General features: G+C 68.7%; 16 protein-coding genes. 6 read left to right on the top strand and 10 right to left on the bottom strand.

Annotation, left to right across the window (positions count from 1 at the left end; all coding sequences use genetic code 11):
* Window positions 1-24 precede the first annotated feature (24 nt).
* The 3 genes from OV287_RS44710 (at window position 25) to OV287_RS44700 (ending at window position 3,368) form a co-directional block, all read left to right on the top strand.
* Window positions 25-1,092: an alpha/beta hydrolase-fold protein gene (locus OV287_RS44710; protein WP_267540170.1), complete on the top strand. Its 1,068-nt coding sequence runs from the start codon at window positions 25-27 to the stop codon at window positions 1,090-1,092.
* A gap of 225 nt (window positions 1,093-1,317) precedes the next feature.
* Window positions 1,318-2,808, top strand: coding sequence for an anthranilate synthase component I family protein (locus OV287_RS44705; protein ID WP_267540169.1), 1,491 nt, complete (start codon window positions 1,318-1,320; stop codon window positions 2,806-2,808).
* Entirely contained in the window at window positions 2,805-3,368 is a 564-nt protein-coding gene (locus OV287_RS44700) for an anthranilate synthase component II (RefSeq protein WP_267540168.1), read from the top strand. Before OV287_RS44705 ends, OV287_RS44700 begins: the two co-directional genes overlap by 4 nt.
* 76 nt (window positions 3,369-3,444) lie before the next feature.
* On the opposite strand, the gene OV287_RS44695 is transcribed toward OV287_RS44700, so the two are convergent.
* The gene (locus OV287_RS44695; protein WP_267540167.1) at window positions 3,445-4,188 is read right to left on the bottom strand and encodes a sulfite exporter TauE/SafE family protein; all 744 of its coding nucleotides are present in this window, start codon (window positions 4,186-4,188) and stop codon (window positions 3,445-3,447) included.
* A 103-nt stretch (window positions 4,189-4,291) separates the two neighbouring features.
* Between OV287_RS44695 and OV287_RS44690 the strand changes: the two genes are divergently transcribed.
* Window positions 4,292-5,182, top strand: coding sequence for a LysR family transcriptional regulator (locus OV287_RS44690; RefSeq protein WP_267540166.1), 891 nt, complete (start codon window positions 4,292-4,294; stop codon window positions 5,180-5,182).
* A 20-nt stretch (window positions 5,183-5,202) separates the two neighbouring features.
* Here OV287_RS44690 and OV287_RS44685 read toward each other — a convergent pair whose 3' ends face one another.
* The 7 genes from OV287_RS44685 to OV287_RS44655 all read right to left on the bottom strand — a co-directional run bounded on the left by OV287_RS44685 (window position 5,203) and on the right by OV287_RS44655 (window position 12,194).
* Complete coding sequence (locus OV287_RS44685) at window positions 5,203-6,489, bottom strand: HTTM domain-containing protein (protein WP_267540165.1); 1,287 nt, start codon at window positions 6,487-6,489, stop codon at window positions 5,203-5,205.
* A 112-nt stretch (window positions 6,490-6,601) separates the two neighbouring features.
* Window positions 6,602-7,678, bottom strand: a complete 1,077-nt coding sequence (locus OV287_RS44680) for an imelysin family protein (protein ID WP_267540164.1) — start codon at window positions 7,676-7,678, stop codon at window positions 6,602-6,604.
* Window positions 7,675-9,045: a di-heme oxidoreductase family protein gene (locus OV287_RS44675; protein ID WP_267540163.1), complete on the bottom strand. Its 1,371-nt coding sequence runs from the start codon at window positions 9,043-9,045 to the stop codon at window positions 7,675-7,677. The genes OV287_RS44680 and OV287_RS44675 overlap by 4 nt, the downstream gene beginning before the upstream one ends.
* A gap of 9 nt (window positions 9,046-9,054) precedes the next feature.
* Window positions 9,055-9,705 carry an imelysin family protein gene (locus OV287_RS44670; RefSeq protein ID WP_267540162.1) on the bottom strand — a complete coding sequence of 217 codons (651 nt, stop codon included), beginning with the start codon at window positions 9,703-9,705 and terminating at the stop codon, window positions 9,055-9,057.
* Window positions 9,603-10,205: an imelysin family protein gene (locus OV287_RS44665; RefSeq protein WP_267540161.1), complete on the bottom strand. Its 603-nt coding sequence runs from the start codon at window positions 10,203-10,205 to the stop codon at window positions 9,603-9,605. Before OV287_RS44665 ends, OV287_RS44670 begins: the two co-directional genes overlap by 103 nt.
* A gap of 118 nt (window positions 10,206-10,323) precedes the next feature.
* Window positions 10,324-11,520: a cytochrome P450 gene (locus tag OV287_RS44660; protein WP_267540160.1), complete on the bottom strand. Its 1,197-nt coding sequence runs from the start codon at window positions 11,518-11,520 to the stop codon at window positions 10,324-10,326.
* A 77-nt stretch (window positions 11,521-11,597) separates the two neighbouring features.
* A complete protein-coding gene (locus OV287_RS44655) occupies window positions 11,598-12,194 on the bottom strand; it encodes a histidine phosphatase family protein (RefSeq protein ID WP_267540159.1) in 597 nt (198 codons plus the stop codon).
* Window positions 12,195-12,296: 102 nt separating this feature from the next.
* Between OV287_RS44655 and OV287_RS44650 the strand changes: the two genes are divergently transcribed.
* Both OV287_RS44650 and OV287_RS44645 read left to right on the top strand, forming a co-directional pair.
* A complete protein-coding gene (locus tag OV287_RS44650; RefSeq protein ID WP_267540158.1) occupies window positions 12,297-13,217 on the top strand; it encodes a GNAT family N-acetyltransferase in 921 nt (306 codons plus the stop codon).
* Window positions 13,218-13,290: 73 nt separating this feature from the next.
* The gene (locus OV287_RS44645) at window positions 13,291-13,797 is read left to right on the top strand and encodes a hypothetical protein (RefSeq protein WP_267540157.1); all 507 of its coding nucleotides are present in this window, start codon (window positions 13,291-13,293) and stop codon (window positions 13,795-13,797) included.
* 88 nt (window positions 13,798-13,885) lie between these two features.
* On the opposite strand, the gene trpA is transcribed toward OV287_RS44645, so the two are convergent.
* Together trpA and trpB are read right to left on the bottom strand one after the other, a co-directional pair.
* Window positions 13,886-14,677 (bottom strand): tryptophan synthase subunit alpha, encoded by a 792-nt coding sequence (gene trpA / locus OV287_RS44640; RefSeq protein WP_267540156.1) that lies wholly within the window; start codon window positions 14,675-14,677, stop codon window positions 13,886-13,888.
* Window positions 14,674-15,879, bottom strand: coding sequence for a tryptophan synthase subunit beta (trpB, locus tag OV287_RS44635; RefSeq protein ID WP_267540155.1), 1,206 nt, complete (start codon window positions 15,877-15,879; stop codon window positions 14,674-14,676). Before trpB ends, trpA begins: the two co-directional genes overlap by 4 nt.
* Window positions 15,880-15,884: the final 5 nt, after the last annotated feature.

The raw sequence follows: 15,884 nt of genomic DNA, 5'->3' as shown, positions 1-15,884 counted from the left end.
CTACCGTCCGCCCTGGAGCGAGCCATGGACAGCATGACGTTGGAGCAGCGGGCCCGCGCGGAGGGCTCGCCGGTCATCGATGGAGAGACGGCCACCTTCGTGTGGCGCGGGCGCAAGCCTGTGTCCGTATCGGGTGACTTCCGGGACTGGTCGGGCGAGCCCATCCCCCTGAAGGAGGTGGCGCCCGGGCTGTGGACGCACACGCTGAAGCTGCCTCGCGATACCTATGTGGAGTACGCATTCCAGGACGCGAAGGGCCGGCGGGTGAGAGACCCCCTCAACGAGCGTCTCGTCTCCAACGGCTTCGGGGACTTCAACCACTTCTTCCACATGCCCGAGTCGCGCCCTACACCCCTCGCGCAGCGGCAGCGTGGCGTGCCGCGCGGCACTGTCACCCGTCACATGGTGGAGACGAATGAGCTGTGTGTCGGCCGCCAGCGCGCGGTCCACCTCTACGAGCCTCCCACCTCCAAGTCCTGCCCGCTGGTGGTGGTGTTCGACGGGCCGGATTTCCTTCGGCGCGCGAAGCTGCCCACCCTGGTGGATAACCTCATTGCTCAGGGCCGCATCCGTCCCGTCGCCCTGGCGATGGTGGCCCACGGTGGCCCCGCGCGCACCGTCGAGTACACCTGCAGCGAGGCCACTCTGGCCTTCCTGTTGGACAAGGTTCTGCCGCTCGCCCGCCGCGAACTGCGGCTCGTGGATGAGAAGCGCGAGCCCGGCGCCCATGCAGTCCTCGGTGCGTCGTTTGGCGGGCTGATTGCCTTGTACGCGGGATTGCGCGCGCCCGAGGTCTTCGGACACGTACTCTCCCAGTCCGGGGCCTTCAGCGTGTGGAACCGCGACTTCGTGGTGTTCGACCTCGCCCGCCGTGCTCCCTCCCGGCCACTCGAGGTGTGGATGGATTGCGGCCACTTCGAGGCGCTCGCCGAGTGCAACCAGCGCATCCTCCCCGTGCTTCGTGCCTCGGGCCACCGCGCCGAGTACCGCGAGTACCACGGCGGCCATAACTACACGGCCTGGCGGGACGATGTGTGGCGCGGGCTGGAGTGGCTGTTCGGCCCTCGGGAGCGGGCTCGCGGCGAGGATTGAGACGCTCGCCTGGCGGGCGCGAAGGTCTGCCTGCTCGGCGAGGGGTCGAGGTGATGGTCCTGTCAAGACGGGCAGGTGGGTCCGTATCGGACGCCCGGAGCCCTTTTCCGGCCGCGCCGGACGGGGGATAACGGAGGGGTAGTTTCCCGTGCCGGAGTGTCGGTCTGGAAGACCCTCACCCCAACCCTCTCCCAGAGGGAGAGGGGGCATACACAGAGGAACGTGATGAACGCTCAGGAGCGCAAGGCGGCCTACCGCCAACGCGCGGAGAAGGGCGAGGCGGTCCCCGTCTCGGTCGTGCTCCCCGCCGACCTCGACACCCCGCTGTCTGCCTACCTCAAGCTCGGTGGTGCGCGAGGTTTCATCCTCGAGTCCTGCCATGGTGGCGAGCGCTTCGGTCGCTACAGCCACATCGGCACCGCACCCTCCGGTCGTCTCCGGCTCGACCGCACTGGCGGCACCCTCTGGCGCGGCGACCAGCAACAGCGTCTCGAGGGCGCTCCTCTCGACGTCCTGCGCTCCGTCTGGCGTGAGCATGCCGTGGCCAAGCTCCCCGGTGAGCCCCCGTTCGTCGGCGGCCTCGTCGGCTACCTCGGCTACAACTGCATGTCCTGGTTCGAGCGCCACGTGCCAGATCGGCACTCCCGCGACATCTCCTTCCCCGACTCCGAGTGGCTGCTGTGCGATGAGTTCGTCACTCACGATTCGCGCACTCAGACGCTGCATGCCACCGCCATTGCCCGGCCGAACCGTCATGGCAGCGTCGCCCAGGCGCTCGCGGACGCGGAGGCTCGTGCCGAGGCCCTCGCCGCGCGGTTGCTGCGGCCCCTCCCGGTGGACGCCTATGTCCCCAATCCGCCCATGCGCGGAGAGGCCGAGATCTCTGTCCACTGGGACCGCGCCGGCTACGAGGCCGCCGTGGAGCGCGTGAAGGAGTACATCCGCGCCGGTGACTGCATGCAGGTGGTGCTCGCCCGCCGCTTCGAGGCGCGTGGCGCGCCGCCGCCGCTCTCCCTCTACCGGGCGCTGCGCCGCATCAACCCCTCGCCGTACCTCTTCCACATCGAGCTGGGTGATGCGCGCGCACTGGTGGGTGCTTCTCCGGAGCTGCTCGTGCAGGTGCGCGACGGAGACGTCGTGGTACGCCCCATTGCCGGCACCCGGCGCCGCGGCACCACCGAGGCCGAAGACCAGGCCCTGGAGAAGGAGCTGCTCGCCGACGAGAAGGAGCGCGCCGAGCACATGATGCTGGTGGACCTGGGCCGCAACGACGTGGGCCGCGTGGCGGCTCCGGGCTCGGTGCGCGTCGAGGACCTGATGGTCATCGAGCGCTATAGCCACGTGATGCACATTGTCTCGCAGGTGCGCGGGAAGCTCGATGCGAAGTACGACGCGCTCGATGCGCTGGCGTACACCTTCCCGGCGGGCACGGTGTCCGGGGCTCCGAAGATTCGCGCGATGCAGATCATCGACGAGCTGGAGCCCACGCGTCGTGGCCCCTACGCGGGCGCGGTGGGCTACCTGTCCTTCTGCGGCGCGCTGGACCTGGCCATCGCCCTGCGCACCTTCTTCATCGACGGGGACCGCACGATGTGGGAGGCGGGCGCGGGATTGGTGGCGGACTCGGTGCCCTCGAAGGAGGCGGACGAGACGGAGGCCAAGGCGCGGGTGCTTGCCACGGCCCTGAAGCAGGCGCGTGAGGGAGGTGTGCGGTGATCCTCGTCATCGACAACTACGACTCGTTCACCTTCAACCTCGTGCAGCTCCTGTACACGCTGGGAGCCGAGGTGAAGGTGGTTCGCAACGATGAGATCGACGCCGCGGGTGTGGAGGCCTCGGGGGCCTCGCACCTGGTGGTGTCACCGGGACCGTGCACGCCGACGGAGGCTGGGGTGAGCATGGCGGCCATTCGCGGCGCGAAGGTGCCGGTGCTGGGCGTATGCCTCGGTCACCAGTCCATCGGGGCCGTCTTCGGCGGCAACGTCGTGCGAGCGCCGGAGCCGGTGCACGGCAAGACGGCATCCATTCGCCATGAGGGCCGGAGCATCTTCGAGGGCATGCCCGCGGGCTTCCAGGCGGCGCGCTACCACTCGCTGGTGGTGGACGCGGCAACGCTGCCGGCGGAGCTGGAGGCGACGGCGTGGACGCTGGATGGGCTCATCATGGGGCTGCGGCACCGTGAGCGGCCGGTGGTGGGCGTGCAGTTCCACCCGGAGAGCGTCCTGACGCCCGAGGGCCCCCGGCTGGTGCGCAACTTCCTCGAAGGTCGCCTGTAGCCAAAGGCCATCTGTCGCATCCACTCCCTCTCCCTCTGGGAGAGGGTCGGGGTGAGGGTATCGAGCCCCATCTTGTTCAGGTGCGCAGGAAGAACGCGGCGGTCATCGCTACATTGAAGGCCGTGATGCCGAGGCGGAGATGGGATGGGGAGATGCGGCGACCGACTCGCGCTCCGACGTAACCGCCAGCCACCGCCCCGAGAGCCATCAGGAGCGTCTGTGTCCACCAGACTTCTCCTGCGACGATGAAACACGCCACGGCCACGGTGTTCGTCACCCCTACGAGCAGCGTCTTGGCCGCGTTCATCGCCCGGAGGTCGCTGACACCGAACAGACTCCAGACCGCCATCATCATGAGTCCGACGGCACCTCCGAAATAGCCGCCGTAGATGGAGAGAACGAACTGCCCCCCGAGTAGCAGGGCCGGCCCGATGCGGATGCGCTGCCGGAGCCTTGCGCCTGCCTGCTGGCCGAACGCGAAGGCCAGGGTGCCGAGCAACAGCAGCCAGGGAATGACTGCGTCGAAGGTCGTCTGGGGCGTCAGAAGGAGCAGCATGGCTCCGGTGAGTCCGCCGGCCAGGCTCACCGGGAGCAGTGCTCTCACCGAGACGCCTTCGAAGCTCCTGAAATCATCACGGTAGGCCCAAGCGCTGGCGAAGCTGCCTGGGAACAACGCGACGCTGCTCGACGCATTGGCGGCGACCGAGGGCACGCCGCTCCAGACAAGCGCGGGGAAGGTGACGAACGAGCCGCCACCGGCGACCGCGTTCATGGCGCCGGCCAGAAAGCTGGCGGCGGCCAACAGCAGAGGGGAACTCATGCATCCAGCTTGAGGGTGCTGGCGAGGCTGGACAATCTGGGATTGGCTGAGGCTGCCTTCGTCCCAGACGAAGGCTGGCCATTCAGCAAGCCCCGAGGGCCCGATGATGCGTTTCGATCTGACCGACTTGCGACTGTTCCTCCACGTGGCCGAGGCCGGGAGCATCACGGGGGGAGCCCAGCGAAGCCATCTCGCCCTGGCCTCCGCGAGCGCTCGCATCCGCGGCATGGAAGATGCGCTTGGCGTTCCGCTGCTGGAGCGGGAGCGGCGCGGTGTCCGTCCGACTCCTGCGGGACGGGCGTTGGTCCATCATGCTCGCACCGTGCTGGAGCAGCTCGAACGGATGCGGGGCGAGCTCGGCGAATACGCCCATGGCTTGAAGGGCCATGTCCGCCTCCTGTCCAATACCTCCGCGTTGACGGAGTTCCTGCCGGAGGCGCTGAGCTCCTTCCTGACGGACCACCCGAACATCAACATCGACCTGGAGGAACGGCTCAGCTACGAGATTGTCCAAGCCGTGGCCGAGGGGCGGGCGGATATCGGCATCGTCTCTGACTCCGTCGACCTCGAGGGCCTCGAGACCTTTCCGTTCCGACTCGATCAGCTCGTGGTCGTCACCGCGCGAGCACATCCCCTGGCGGCGCGCCGGGAGCTCCGCTTCGTCGAGGTGCTGGACCAGGACTTCGTGGGGTTGGCCTCGGGAAGCGCGCTCCAGGACTACCTGGCCGAGCATGCGGCACGCTCCGGGCGCCGGTTGAAGCTCCGAGTCCGTCTGCGCAGCTTCGATGCGATCTGCCGGATGGTCGAGCGCGACATCGGCATCGGCGTGGTGCCCGCGACTGCCGCCCGCCGGTATCAGAAGTCCATGGCGATCCGCGGGCTCCGGTTGACGGACTCCTGGGCCCGACGGCAGCTCACTCTCTGCGTGCGCCGGTTCGCCGAACTGCCAGGTCATGCCCAGCAACTGGTCCAACATCTAAGAGCGTCAAACTGAGCCCGGGCGAAGCTTCCTCGCTAGGGCGGAGCCACCTCACGGAAGGGTAGCACCCATCCGTGGAGATCGTCCCACGGTCCTACTGCGGCCAGGTTCACCGTGGGGTCCACGAGCCGCTGGCGCGGCCGGCCATTGAGGCTCGCGAAGGCGTCTACGTGTACTTCCACGCTCGGGTGTCCCTGCTCGGCGAAGTGGTGGGACAGGTAGTGCGCGAAGGTCAGCAGCATGTCCGGCTGCGTGGCCATCATCTTTACCTGGTAGGGCGAGAGGTGCTGGCTCGGAGGCACCACCCACCGCTTCCCGGTGGCGGGTTCGCTGACGCGGAACTCGGCCACGCCGTTCTTCTCCATCAGCATGACGTTCCACGAGAAGCGGTAGCCCTCCTCCGTCCACATCACGTCGCCCGGGTAGAGCAGATGCCGCATCGGCATGAGGAACTGCACCCCAAGGAACACCACCGCCAGCGCGGGGCCCGTCCAGGCGCGCCTTGAGGGCAACGCAGGGGATGGCTCGGGAGTGGCGGCTTTCATCGGCTCGCGCCGCAGCCAGCTCGCGAGCCGCCGAGGCCAGTCAGGCGGGAAGAAGAGCAGGGCGCCCGCCATCATCAGCCATGGGAACATGCCGATGGGGAAGAGCATCCGCGTGATGACGTGGAAGCCCACCACGGCTGCGTAGGCCAGCCACCGTGTCCGCCTCCACAGCAGCGCGGGCACCACGCACAGATCAAACACCGCTCCGGCGATGCTGAAGGCGTGTGGCGCCCAGGGTTGTTCGAAGAGTCGTCCAAGCACCGGCAGGTCCGTGCTCGCCGCCAGCCAGATCTTCATCGGCTGAGCATGGACGAGCCAGTCGCTCTTCAGCTTCGCTACCCCGCCGAAGAAGTACACAAGCCCCACTTGCCCTCGCAGCAGCCACATCCACCAGGCGGGCACGTGCGTCCGCCCCTTCATGTCCAACGGCAGCACCACCAGCAGCAGCCCCGCCAGCGAGATGAAGTAGTAGTGGTTGAGGTAGTACGTCTTGTCGATGAGGTGCGCGTACGTGAAGGTCAGTAGGAACGTGAGCGCGCTCGCTCGGTACGCCACGCCCAGCGTGATGCCCAGCGCCCCCAGCCCCATCAGTGCGAAGTGGAGGTACATACCCACGCCCGGCCATGGGCGGATCCACTCGAGTCCTGCGTAGGGAAAGAGCACCTTCGGCGCGAGGTAGTGCTCGTGGATCCACCCGTACGCGAAGAAGCGCGCCACGGCGACCACCATCAGCAGCCCGAAGATGACCCGGTAGGCCACCAGCGAGGATGGATCCACGGGGGTGAAGAGGGATTCGCTGAGCCGCTGGTGGAGCGCGCGGAGGGGGAACCCGGGGCGCTCGATACCCTCACCCCCGCCCCTCTCCCGGTGGGCGAGGGGAGTTTGCTGCTCAGTCTCCATCGTTGTCGTTGAACTTGAGCGTCACTCCCAGGTTCGACACGACCTCGGAGGCGAGCGTGGCTCGGAGCGTTGCGAGTGCTGCTCGGGCGTTCTCCACCGACTCGCGGTCGTTGGTCAGTGCCGTACGCAACGGGGGCGGAATGGCCTCCAACGCCGAGCGCACCGCCGCCAGATCCCCGCGCACCGTCTCGTCCACCTGCTTGTTGGTGGCGGCCACCACCTTCGAGAGTCCTCCGCTCCCGTTCGCTCCCAGCCAGACGCGCTCCATGCCCAGCACCGCGTTCTCCAGGTCCTTCAGCGAGTTGTCGCTGCGCCGCGCCTCCTCCAGCTCCGGACGGACCGTGCCTCCCGTCTCGAAGCCGAGGGGCTTCGACAGCTTCTGCTCCGCTACCTCCACGCTGAAGATGAGCCGGTTGACCACCGTATCCACTGCCTCCTTCTGCGTGGCGTAGGTGCTCCCGTCATTCCCCGCGGTGGAGAGCTGTGCGACGTAGTTGTCCTGCTCGGGCTCCCACGCGGCGAGCACCGCTGCTGCCTCCGTTCGCAGCACGGCCCCGAGCGCCTTCAGGTACGTCCGACGGCGCGTGCCCGCGTTGCTTTCCTCCAAGGCCGCCGCGTCGAAGAGCAAGTACTCGATGGCGAGCATGCCCTTGCGGTTCGCACCCTGCTCCGCGACGGAGGTCTCGGTGAGCGGCGTGTCCTCCGCCAGCAGGCTGTCGATGCCCGTCGTGGAGGGCACCTGGTTCACCGCGGCCGACGTGTGCCGCTCCTCGGCCGGGCCGATGCGGAAGGCTTCCTGTCGCAGCCACGCCCCACGCGTCTCTCTCCAGGCAGCGCGGGCCTCGGTGAGCGTGGTCTCCGTGGGGGTGGCCTCCAGCGCCGTGAGCGCTCCGGCCAGCGTCTCCGTGCGCGTGCTGAAGTCCCGGTACGTGGGAAGGGCCACGTCCCCGGCCAGCTCCTTCAGGAAGGCCGAGCGCAGGGCAGTGCCCTGGGAGTCGCCGCAGCTCGCCACGGCGAGAGACAGCAGGAGGGTGGGGGGAATGAGACGGCGCAGGATGGGGCTCACAGCGACTCCAGGAAGCGCAGCAGCGCGGTGCGATCGGTGGCGGACAGGGTGCGGAAGCGCTCTCGCGAACGCTCGGCCTCGCCACCGTGCCAGAGAATAGCCTCCTCCAGCGAGCGGGCTCGGCCATCGTGCAGGAAACGCGTGTGGCGGTTGACCGTCTCCACCAGCCCGATACCCCACAGCGGCGGCGTGCGCCACTCGTTCCCCGTGGCCTCGAAGTCCGGGCGGCCATCGGCCAGCTCTGGCCCCATGTCATGCAGCAGCAGGTCCGTGTACGGGAAGATGATCTGCTTCGACAGCTCCGGCGCATCCGCGACCGTGCCTGTCTCATGGCGCGGCACGTGGCACTTCGCGCAGTCGAGCTCCCGGAAGAGGCGCCGTCCGCGCAGCACCTCGGGCTTGTCCACGTCCCGGCGTGCGGGCACGGCCAGCATCTGCGTGTAGAACGTGAGCTGCTCCAGCTTCCGCGCTTCCAGCTCGGGCGTTCCTCCTGAGATCGAGGTGCGGCAGGCCTCCTGCGCGGGAGGGCAGTCCTCCTCGGGGAACAGGTCCGAGGTGATGCCGATGTCTCCGCGGAAGGCGCCCGCATTCTGCTGGCGCAGGGACGGCTGATTGGCCTTCCAGCCGAAGCGGCCCACGCGCAGCTCGCGGTGCTCCACGTCCCAGACATGGTTGATGCGTCCGGAGATGCCATCTCCATTGCTGTCGTCCGGATCCGCGAGCGCCTCCAGCGTCGCGTCCGGGATGGCCTCCAGCAGGCCGAGCCCCACCATGACCGGAGCCACCCGCGGGCTCATCATCAGCTCCGGGTGTACGGGGCCGAAGGCCAGGTTCGCGAGCGTGTAGTGTGGCTCCTCCAAGGAGTACCCCGTCCCGTCCTCGTATCGGCCGTCGCGAAGCGAGTGCGTGAGGGTCACCTCGCCCTCCTTGGGCACGCCGAGGATGGACTGGGGCTGGAGCTGCCCGCCATAGGTAGGGTCCCCGAGCGGCCCGCCGTGGACGTCTTGCCCGGGGATGCTCAACCGGAAGAGCAGCGACAGCGGCTTCTCGTCCGGCTCGGTCGGGGGCTTGCCGCGCCCGTCCTTGAAGTGGCATGCGGCGCACGAGGGCGCGTTGAAGGTGGGACCCAACCCGTCCAGACCCTCGGTGGAGGAGGGGGCCGTCACCCAGTTGCGGTTGAAGAGCGCGTTGCCGGTGAAGAAGGCATCGCGTCGGTCACCCTGGAGGTTGCGCGCCGCCAGTGTGAAGGCGTTGCGCGTGGTGTCGTGGACGGTGGTGGCTCCGCCGGATAGTTCCTCGCCCGGCTCCGGCCCCTCCTCACCGCAGGCGCAGGCGAGGAGGAGCAACAGGCTGATCGTGCGCCGCATGAGTCGTTCTCACTCCAGGTTGAGCGTGATGCCCAGCGCGGTGGCCACGTCGACGAGCGTCTCCGTCTGCGCCTCCAGGGCCTCGATGGCCGCCTTCACCTTCTGGCGGCCCTCGCTATTGTCCGCGCCGAGGATGGCCTGGTCGAACGGGCCGGGAATCGCCTGGATGGCGTCGATGCTGGCCTGCAGGCGCTTCTTCAGCTCCTCGTCCAGCTTCGGGTCCACCGCCGCGACGAGCTCGTCCAGGCCCTTGCCGTCCTGGGAGCCGTAGCGTCCCAGGTACACGTTCTGGATGCCGAGCGCGTTGGCGTACAGGTCCGCCTTCGTGTTATCGCTGAAGCAGGAGTGCTCGTCCTCCTGGTCCTTGTTGTCGTAGGCCACCGTCATCCGCTCGCCGGACAGCTCGGCGCCGCTCAGGCTGCCCAGGCCGGTGAGCATCGCCAGCACCGACTCCTCCAGCTCCTGCGCGCTGAACTCCTTCGCGTAGTTGCTCGCGCCCGGGGCCCACTGCGCCTTCACCGACTCCAGGTCCTTCACCAGCAGGTCCGTCGCGAGCTTCAGGTACTCGCGGCGGCGCGCGGCGTTGGCGCCGTGCCCCCGTCCTCGAAGTCCGAGGCCGGCCGGTTGCCCGGGCCCGTCGTGCTCCGGTCCTGGCCCCACAGCAGGAACTCGATGGCGTGGTAGCCGGTGGCGATGTTCGTCTCACCATCGCGCTCGTTGAGGGAGATCAGCAGCTCCTCGGTGAGCGTGGGGTACTCGGTGGTGGCGTTGATGATGCCGGCCTCCGGAGCGCCCTCCACCGAGTCGATATACGCCTCGTCCAGCGGCCAGGCGTTGATGCGGCCCTCGGGGCCCGTGTCCTCGTTGTCGATGGGGCCGCCGTAGAAGCGGAAGGCCTCGCTCTGGCCGTAGGAAGGACGCGACGCGAGCCACGCATTGCGCGCCGCCGCCAGCTTCGCCTCGGTGGGGTCCGCCACGAAGACATTCACCGCCGTCTGCAGCTCCTTCGCCTTCGTCACCGCGTCCGTGTAGTTCTCATTCACCAGCGCCGCGTAGCGCTCCACCACCGGCTGCGCCCGCGACTCCTCCAGTGGATCCGTCCCGCAACCCGTGGAGGCCAGCGCCCCCGCCACCAGTGCCATCCAGCCCAGCTTCTTCATGTGCGGCCCTTTCGCCTACGTTCGTCGAATGGTCGGCTCGATAGCGAATGTGAGAATCAAAGTCAAAATTGGGGGCCCCAAGGAGTGGCGGTGCGCGCTCCATCGCCGCTCCTGCTGTTCAGGCTGGGATCAGCTCCACGGGAAGCACCGCGGGTCCGCGGGTGGTGATGGCCACGTTCCACTTCACCGGACCGGGCTCGCGCACCAGCCGGTCACACCGCGCGAGCAGCGCCTCCATCGCCAGGCGCACCTCCAACCGGGCCAGGGGTGCACCTACGCAGAAGTGGATGCCCTGGCCGAAGGCCAGGCTCGGGACGCCCGTGCGCTCCATGTCGAAGTGGTGGGCGTTGGCGTAGACCGACTCGTCCCGGTTGGCCGAGACGAACTGCACCATCACCGTGGCGCCCTTGGGCAGCCGCACTCCGCCCAGCTCCGTCTCCTGGGTGGTGGTGCGGATGGTGGACTGTGAGGGGGAATGGAAGCGCAGCACCTCCTCGACGAATTTGGGCACGAGCGTCCGGTCCTTCTTCAGCCGCGCCCAGATGTCCGGGTTGTCCGCCACCATCAGCGCGCAGAGCCCCAGCAGGTTGTACGTCGTCTCCAGCCCCGCGACGAGCAGCAGGACGAGGAAGCCCAGCAGCTCGTCATCCGACATCACCCCGCCTTGCGCGCGCGCCTGGAGCAGATCCGTCACCACGTCGTTTCCGGGCTCGCGCCGGCGCAGCTCCAGGACCCCGTTGAGGTGGTGCCTCATATCGTCCAGGCCGGCGACCAGCTCGGCCCGCTTCTGGGTGTCCTCCGGGGAGATGACGCCGACTTCCGTCACCGCATCCGCCCAGCTCCTGAAGCGCGGCGCCAGCGAGGCGTCCAGTCCCAGCAGCGCGCTCATGGCGCGCGAGGGCAGCGTCAGGGCCATCGTCTCCATGAAGTCCACCCGGCGGCGCGCCAGCATGTCGGCGACGATCGACTCGGCCGAGTCGCGGATGTAGGACTCGAGGCGGGACACGCCCGGCGCGGAAAAGGTCCGGGTGATGAGCGCGCGCAAGCGGGTGTGCGTCGGAGGGTCCATCATCAGGAGGGAGTTGGCCACCGGGTTGCCTTGTTCGAGCCAGGCTGGCTGAACGGCGGGGCGGAAGCCCTCGGACGAGAAGAGCTGCGGATTCTTGAGGATGTAGAGCACGTCCTCGTAACGGGTCACCGCCCACATGCCTCCCGGCTCCACCTGGCTGACCGGCGCTTCACGCCGCAGGGTGGAATAGAAGGGGTGCGGGTCGTTCCAGATCTCGGGCGAGTAGATGTTGGGTTTGTCGGCCATGGGCAGGACTCGGAGTGAGTTTCCGAAGCCTAGACCCGGCCGCGCACCGGAGGGAATGGACCCCCCTGCGCCTGTTCTCAGCCACTCAGATGGGTGGTGTCGTTCCAGAGCTGGAGGACCTGTTGGTCCGCGTCGCTGTCCAGGCCGAGCACGCTGATGGAGGCGGTGCTCAGCACGAAGAGGCGTCCCTCGGTCGGAGGCAGCCCGAGCCAGCGGGCGGCGAGCACTCGCAGCAGATGGCCGTGGGCGAAGAGCAGCACGTTACCCCCCACGGAGCGGGCTTCGGCGATGACGCGGTCCGCACGTGCTCCTACGTCCCGCGCGGACTCACCGCACGGCACGCCATCTGTCCACAGTGTCCAGTTGGGGCTGGTGGTGCGGATCTCCACCTTGGTCTTTCCCTCGAAGGAGCCGTAGTCCCACTCCATCAGGTCCGAGCGCAGTTGGGCCACGTCACCGTAGCCAGCGAGGGCGCACGTCTCGCTGGCTCGGCTCAGGGGGCTGGTCCACACCGCGGCGAAGTCCCAGGCGCGCAGTGGCTCGCGCAGCCGGGTGGCCATGCGTCGTCCCTCCTCCAGCAGAGGGATGTCCGTGCGGCCGGTATGCTGGCCGCTGCGGCTCCAGGCGGTGTCTCCATGGCGAACGAGGACGAGCACGGGGGAGCGTGGCTTCATGGCATTCCTCTCGGGACGGGCGCACTCTGCCACCGCACGGGGGCTCGGCGGAACTCCCCCTGGAAAGCTCATACTTCCGCGTGCGCTGCTAGGGTCGGGAGCGTGACGCTCCCTGCTCTGACGTCTCGCGGCTACACCGGCGAGGCGGACCTGTCCCGTATGCATGCCCTCGTCCGCGAGGCGTGGCGGCAACACGGCCCGCGTGTCGAGTGCACCGTGGGTGACCTCGATTGGCGGCTGTATCGAAGGGCGACGGTGGATGCCAGCGCGAACATCCGACTCTGGGAGGCCAGCGGGCTCCTGGTGGGCTTCGCGTGGTTCTTGCCGAATGGCGACCTCGACATCCTCGTGCACCCACGCGAGCACTGTGTCGCCGTGGTCGCCGAAATGGTGGCGTGGGGGGAGGCGCGGCTGCGCATGTCTGGCAACGGCGAGCAACCCGGTCGCCCGCTCCATGCGTGGGCGCTCGCGAGCAACGAGCCGCTCTCCCGTGCGCTAAGGGCCGCCGGGTTGCATCCCACCTCCGCGTGCTACCTGCACCTGTTTCGCGAACTCGATACGCCGCTCGAGGTGCCATCGCTGCCCCGGGGCTTCCACGTGCGAGCTGTCGCCGGGCTGTCCGAGGCCGCCGCGCGCGCCGCGGTGCACCGGGCCGCGTTTGGTTCGGAGCGGGTGTCCACCGAGGTCTACGCGCACCTGATGTGCAGCGCGCGCCACTACCGCCCTGAGCTCGACGTGGTCGCGGTCGCGCCCGAGGGGGCGCTCGCGGCGATGGCCTTGGGCTGGCTCGATCCAGACAACCTCGTGGGCGAGCTGGAGCCGGTGGGCACGGCGCCCGCGTACCGCCGGCTCGGGCTCGCGCGTGCCGTCTCACAGGAGGCCTTGCGATGCCTGCAGGTGGCGGGTGCTCGCTCGGCGGTCATCTACGCGCTGCCTGACAACGCCGCCTCGGTCGAGCTGTACGCCTCGCTGGGCTTTCGTGAGCTCGACCGCAACATCGGCTTCGTCCGCTCGCCCCCATAGTCTTCCAGTCGTCCGCTGGGCCCCAAGAAGGGGTTGATGCCTACTGCTGTGATTGATGTTCCACGGAGATACCGTGACGATGCTCAACATCCTCCGAGAGGTCGACAAGGCGAAGGTCCGGCCCGTGTCCAAGGTGCTGCGTCAGCTCGAGCGGCTCGTGTCTGGCTTCAACTACAGCATCACGCTCGATGTGAAGGCGCTCGACCTGCCGGGGGCTGAGCTGCCCCTGAACGAGGTGATGCTGGCGTGCTACCCGGAGAGTCAGCCGCACCTTGTGCACGTCAGGCAGGTCTCGCTGGAGGAGATGAAGACCGACGTCGACTCCTGCCTGCGCTACGAGGGCGACGAGGCTGCTGGCCCGCAGTTCACCGCCGCTCGCCGGGAAAAGTTGGAGCAGGAGTTGCTCCCGGCGTTCTGGCGCGGTCTGGCGGAGCTCATCCCCTATCCAGAGGCGGAGCTCCATTCCTATCCCGATGAGAGGGGTCTGCCGGGCTACGTCGTGTTCTGGTCCTTCGCCTATGTGCTCCACCATCGCGCGCAGCGGCGGTGTGTGGTCATCACGGGAAGTTCGTCGGACTGAGGGCGCACCTGGCTGGGAAGACCCTCACCCCGACCCTCTCCCAGAGGGAGAGGGAGGAAGGGAGGGGAGGGGCGCGGGGAGATGCGGCTCAGCGCTTCAGGCCGCGCTTGATTTCAGCGCATACCTGACGGGCCGCCGCGGGCCCATCGGCCTGCGCCGCGCGGACGATGGCGCTGCCTACCACCACGCCATCCGCATGGGCACCCACCACCCGAGCCTGCTCGGCGTTGGAGATGCCGAAGCCCGCCACCACCGGCACCGGCGACGAGCGCCGCACCATCTCTAGCCGCTCGGAGAGGTTCGCCGGCAGCTCCGCGCGCATGCCCGTCACGCCCGCCACCGACACGCAGTAGACGAAGCCTCGCGCGTCCTTCGCGATGGCCTCGGCCCGCGCAGGCGGCGTCGTGGGCGCGCACAAGGGGATGAGCTCCAGCCCCTCCTTGTCGAAGGCCGCACGGATGTCCGCGCTCTCCTCGGGAGGCAGGTCCGGCAGGATGGTGCCCGCTACCCCGCGCTCCCGGGCCAGCTTCGCGTAGCGCTCCTCACCCAGGGCCATCACCACGTTGACGTACGTCATCACCACCAGGGGCGTATTCGGGCAGCGCGCGCGCACCGCCGGCACCACCTCGTCCAGCACCCGCTTCAGCGTGGAGCCGGCCTTCAGCGCCCGCTCGGACGCGGCCTGGATGACCGGGCCGTCCGCGATGGGATCGCTGAACGCCACGCCAATCTCGAGGATGTCCGCGCCACCTTCCACGCACGCGGCGAACACGTCCACCGAGCGGGCCAGGTCCGGGTCTCCCGCCATGGCGTACGCCACCAGCGCGCCCTCACCACGGGCCTTCGCCCGGGCGAACGCGTCCGCAATCTCGCCGCTCATGCTTTCTCCTGGACGGCGGCGGGAATGCCCCGCGCCGCGATGGTGGCCACGTCCTTGTCTCCGCGGCCCGAGCAGTTGATGACCAGGTACTTGCCCTTGCCCAGCTCACGCGCCAGCTCGCCCGCGCGCGCGAAGGCGTGCGAGGACTCCAGCGCGGGGAGAATCCCCTCGGTGCGGGACACCTGGTAGAAGGCCGCCAGCGCCTCGTCGTCCGTGGCGGTGCGCACCTCCATCCGTCCCGTCTTCGCCAGGTGCGCCAGCTCCGGCCCCACGCCCGGGTAGTCCAGGCCCGCGGAGATGGAGTGGGCCTCGATGATCTGCCCGTTCTCGTCCTGCAGCACCAGCGAGCGCGAGCCGTGCAGCACGCCCTCGGTCCCCTTCGTCAGGGACGCGCCGTGCTGACCCGAATCCAGGCCGTGGCCACCGGCCTCCACTCCCACCAGGCGCACGCCCGTGTCCTCGATGAAGGGGTGGAGGATGCCGATGGCGTTCGAGCCGCCGCCGATGCACGCGATGATGGCATCCGGCAGCTTGCCGAAGGCCACCAGCGACTGCGTGCGCACCTCGCGGCCGATGATGGACTGGAAGTCCCGGACGATGGTGGGGTAGGGGTGCGGACCGGCCGCGCTCCCAATCACGTAGTAGGTGTCCTCCACCTGCGCCACCCAGGTGCGCATGGCTTCGTTCATCGCGTCCTTGAGCGTGCGCGAGCCCGACTCCACCGGGCGCACCGTGGCCCCGAGCGCCTTCATGCGGAAGACGTTGAGCGCCTGGCGCTCCACGTCCAGCGCGCCCATGTAGACCTCGCAGGACAGGCCGAACAGGGCGCACGCGGTGGCGGTGGCCACGCCGTGCTGTCCCGCGCCCGTCTCCGCGATGACGCGCTTCTTGCCCATGCGCTTGGCGAGCAGCACCTGGCCGATGGTGTTGTTGATTTTATGGGCGCCCGTGTGCGCGAGGTCCTCGCGCTTGAGCCACACCTCGGCGCCTCCCCACAGCTCGGTGAGCCGGCGTGCGGGCGTCAGGGGCGTCTCGCGCCCGACGAACTCGCGCAGCACCTGCGCCACCTGCTCGTCGAAGGCCGGGTCCTTGCGGGCCTCGGCATAGGCCTGCTCCAACTCCAGCAGCGCCGGCACCAGCGTCTCCGGCACGTAACGGCCGCCATAACGCCCGAAGCGGCCCGGGGCGGTTTGCGTGTCCATGTTCT

Origin of the sequence: Archangium lansingense (assembly GCF_026626635.1) — a bacterium.
In the GTDB taxonomy this organism is placed as follows: Bacteria; Myxococcota; Myxococcia; order Myxococcales; family Myxococcaceae; genus Archangium; species Archangium lansingense.
The sequence above is the reverse complement of the archived record's forward strand: the minus strand, read 5'-3'. Positions and strand labels throughout refer to the sequence as shown.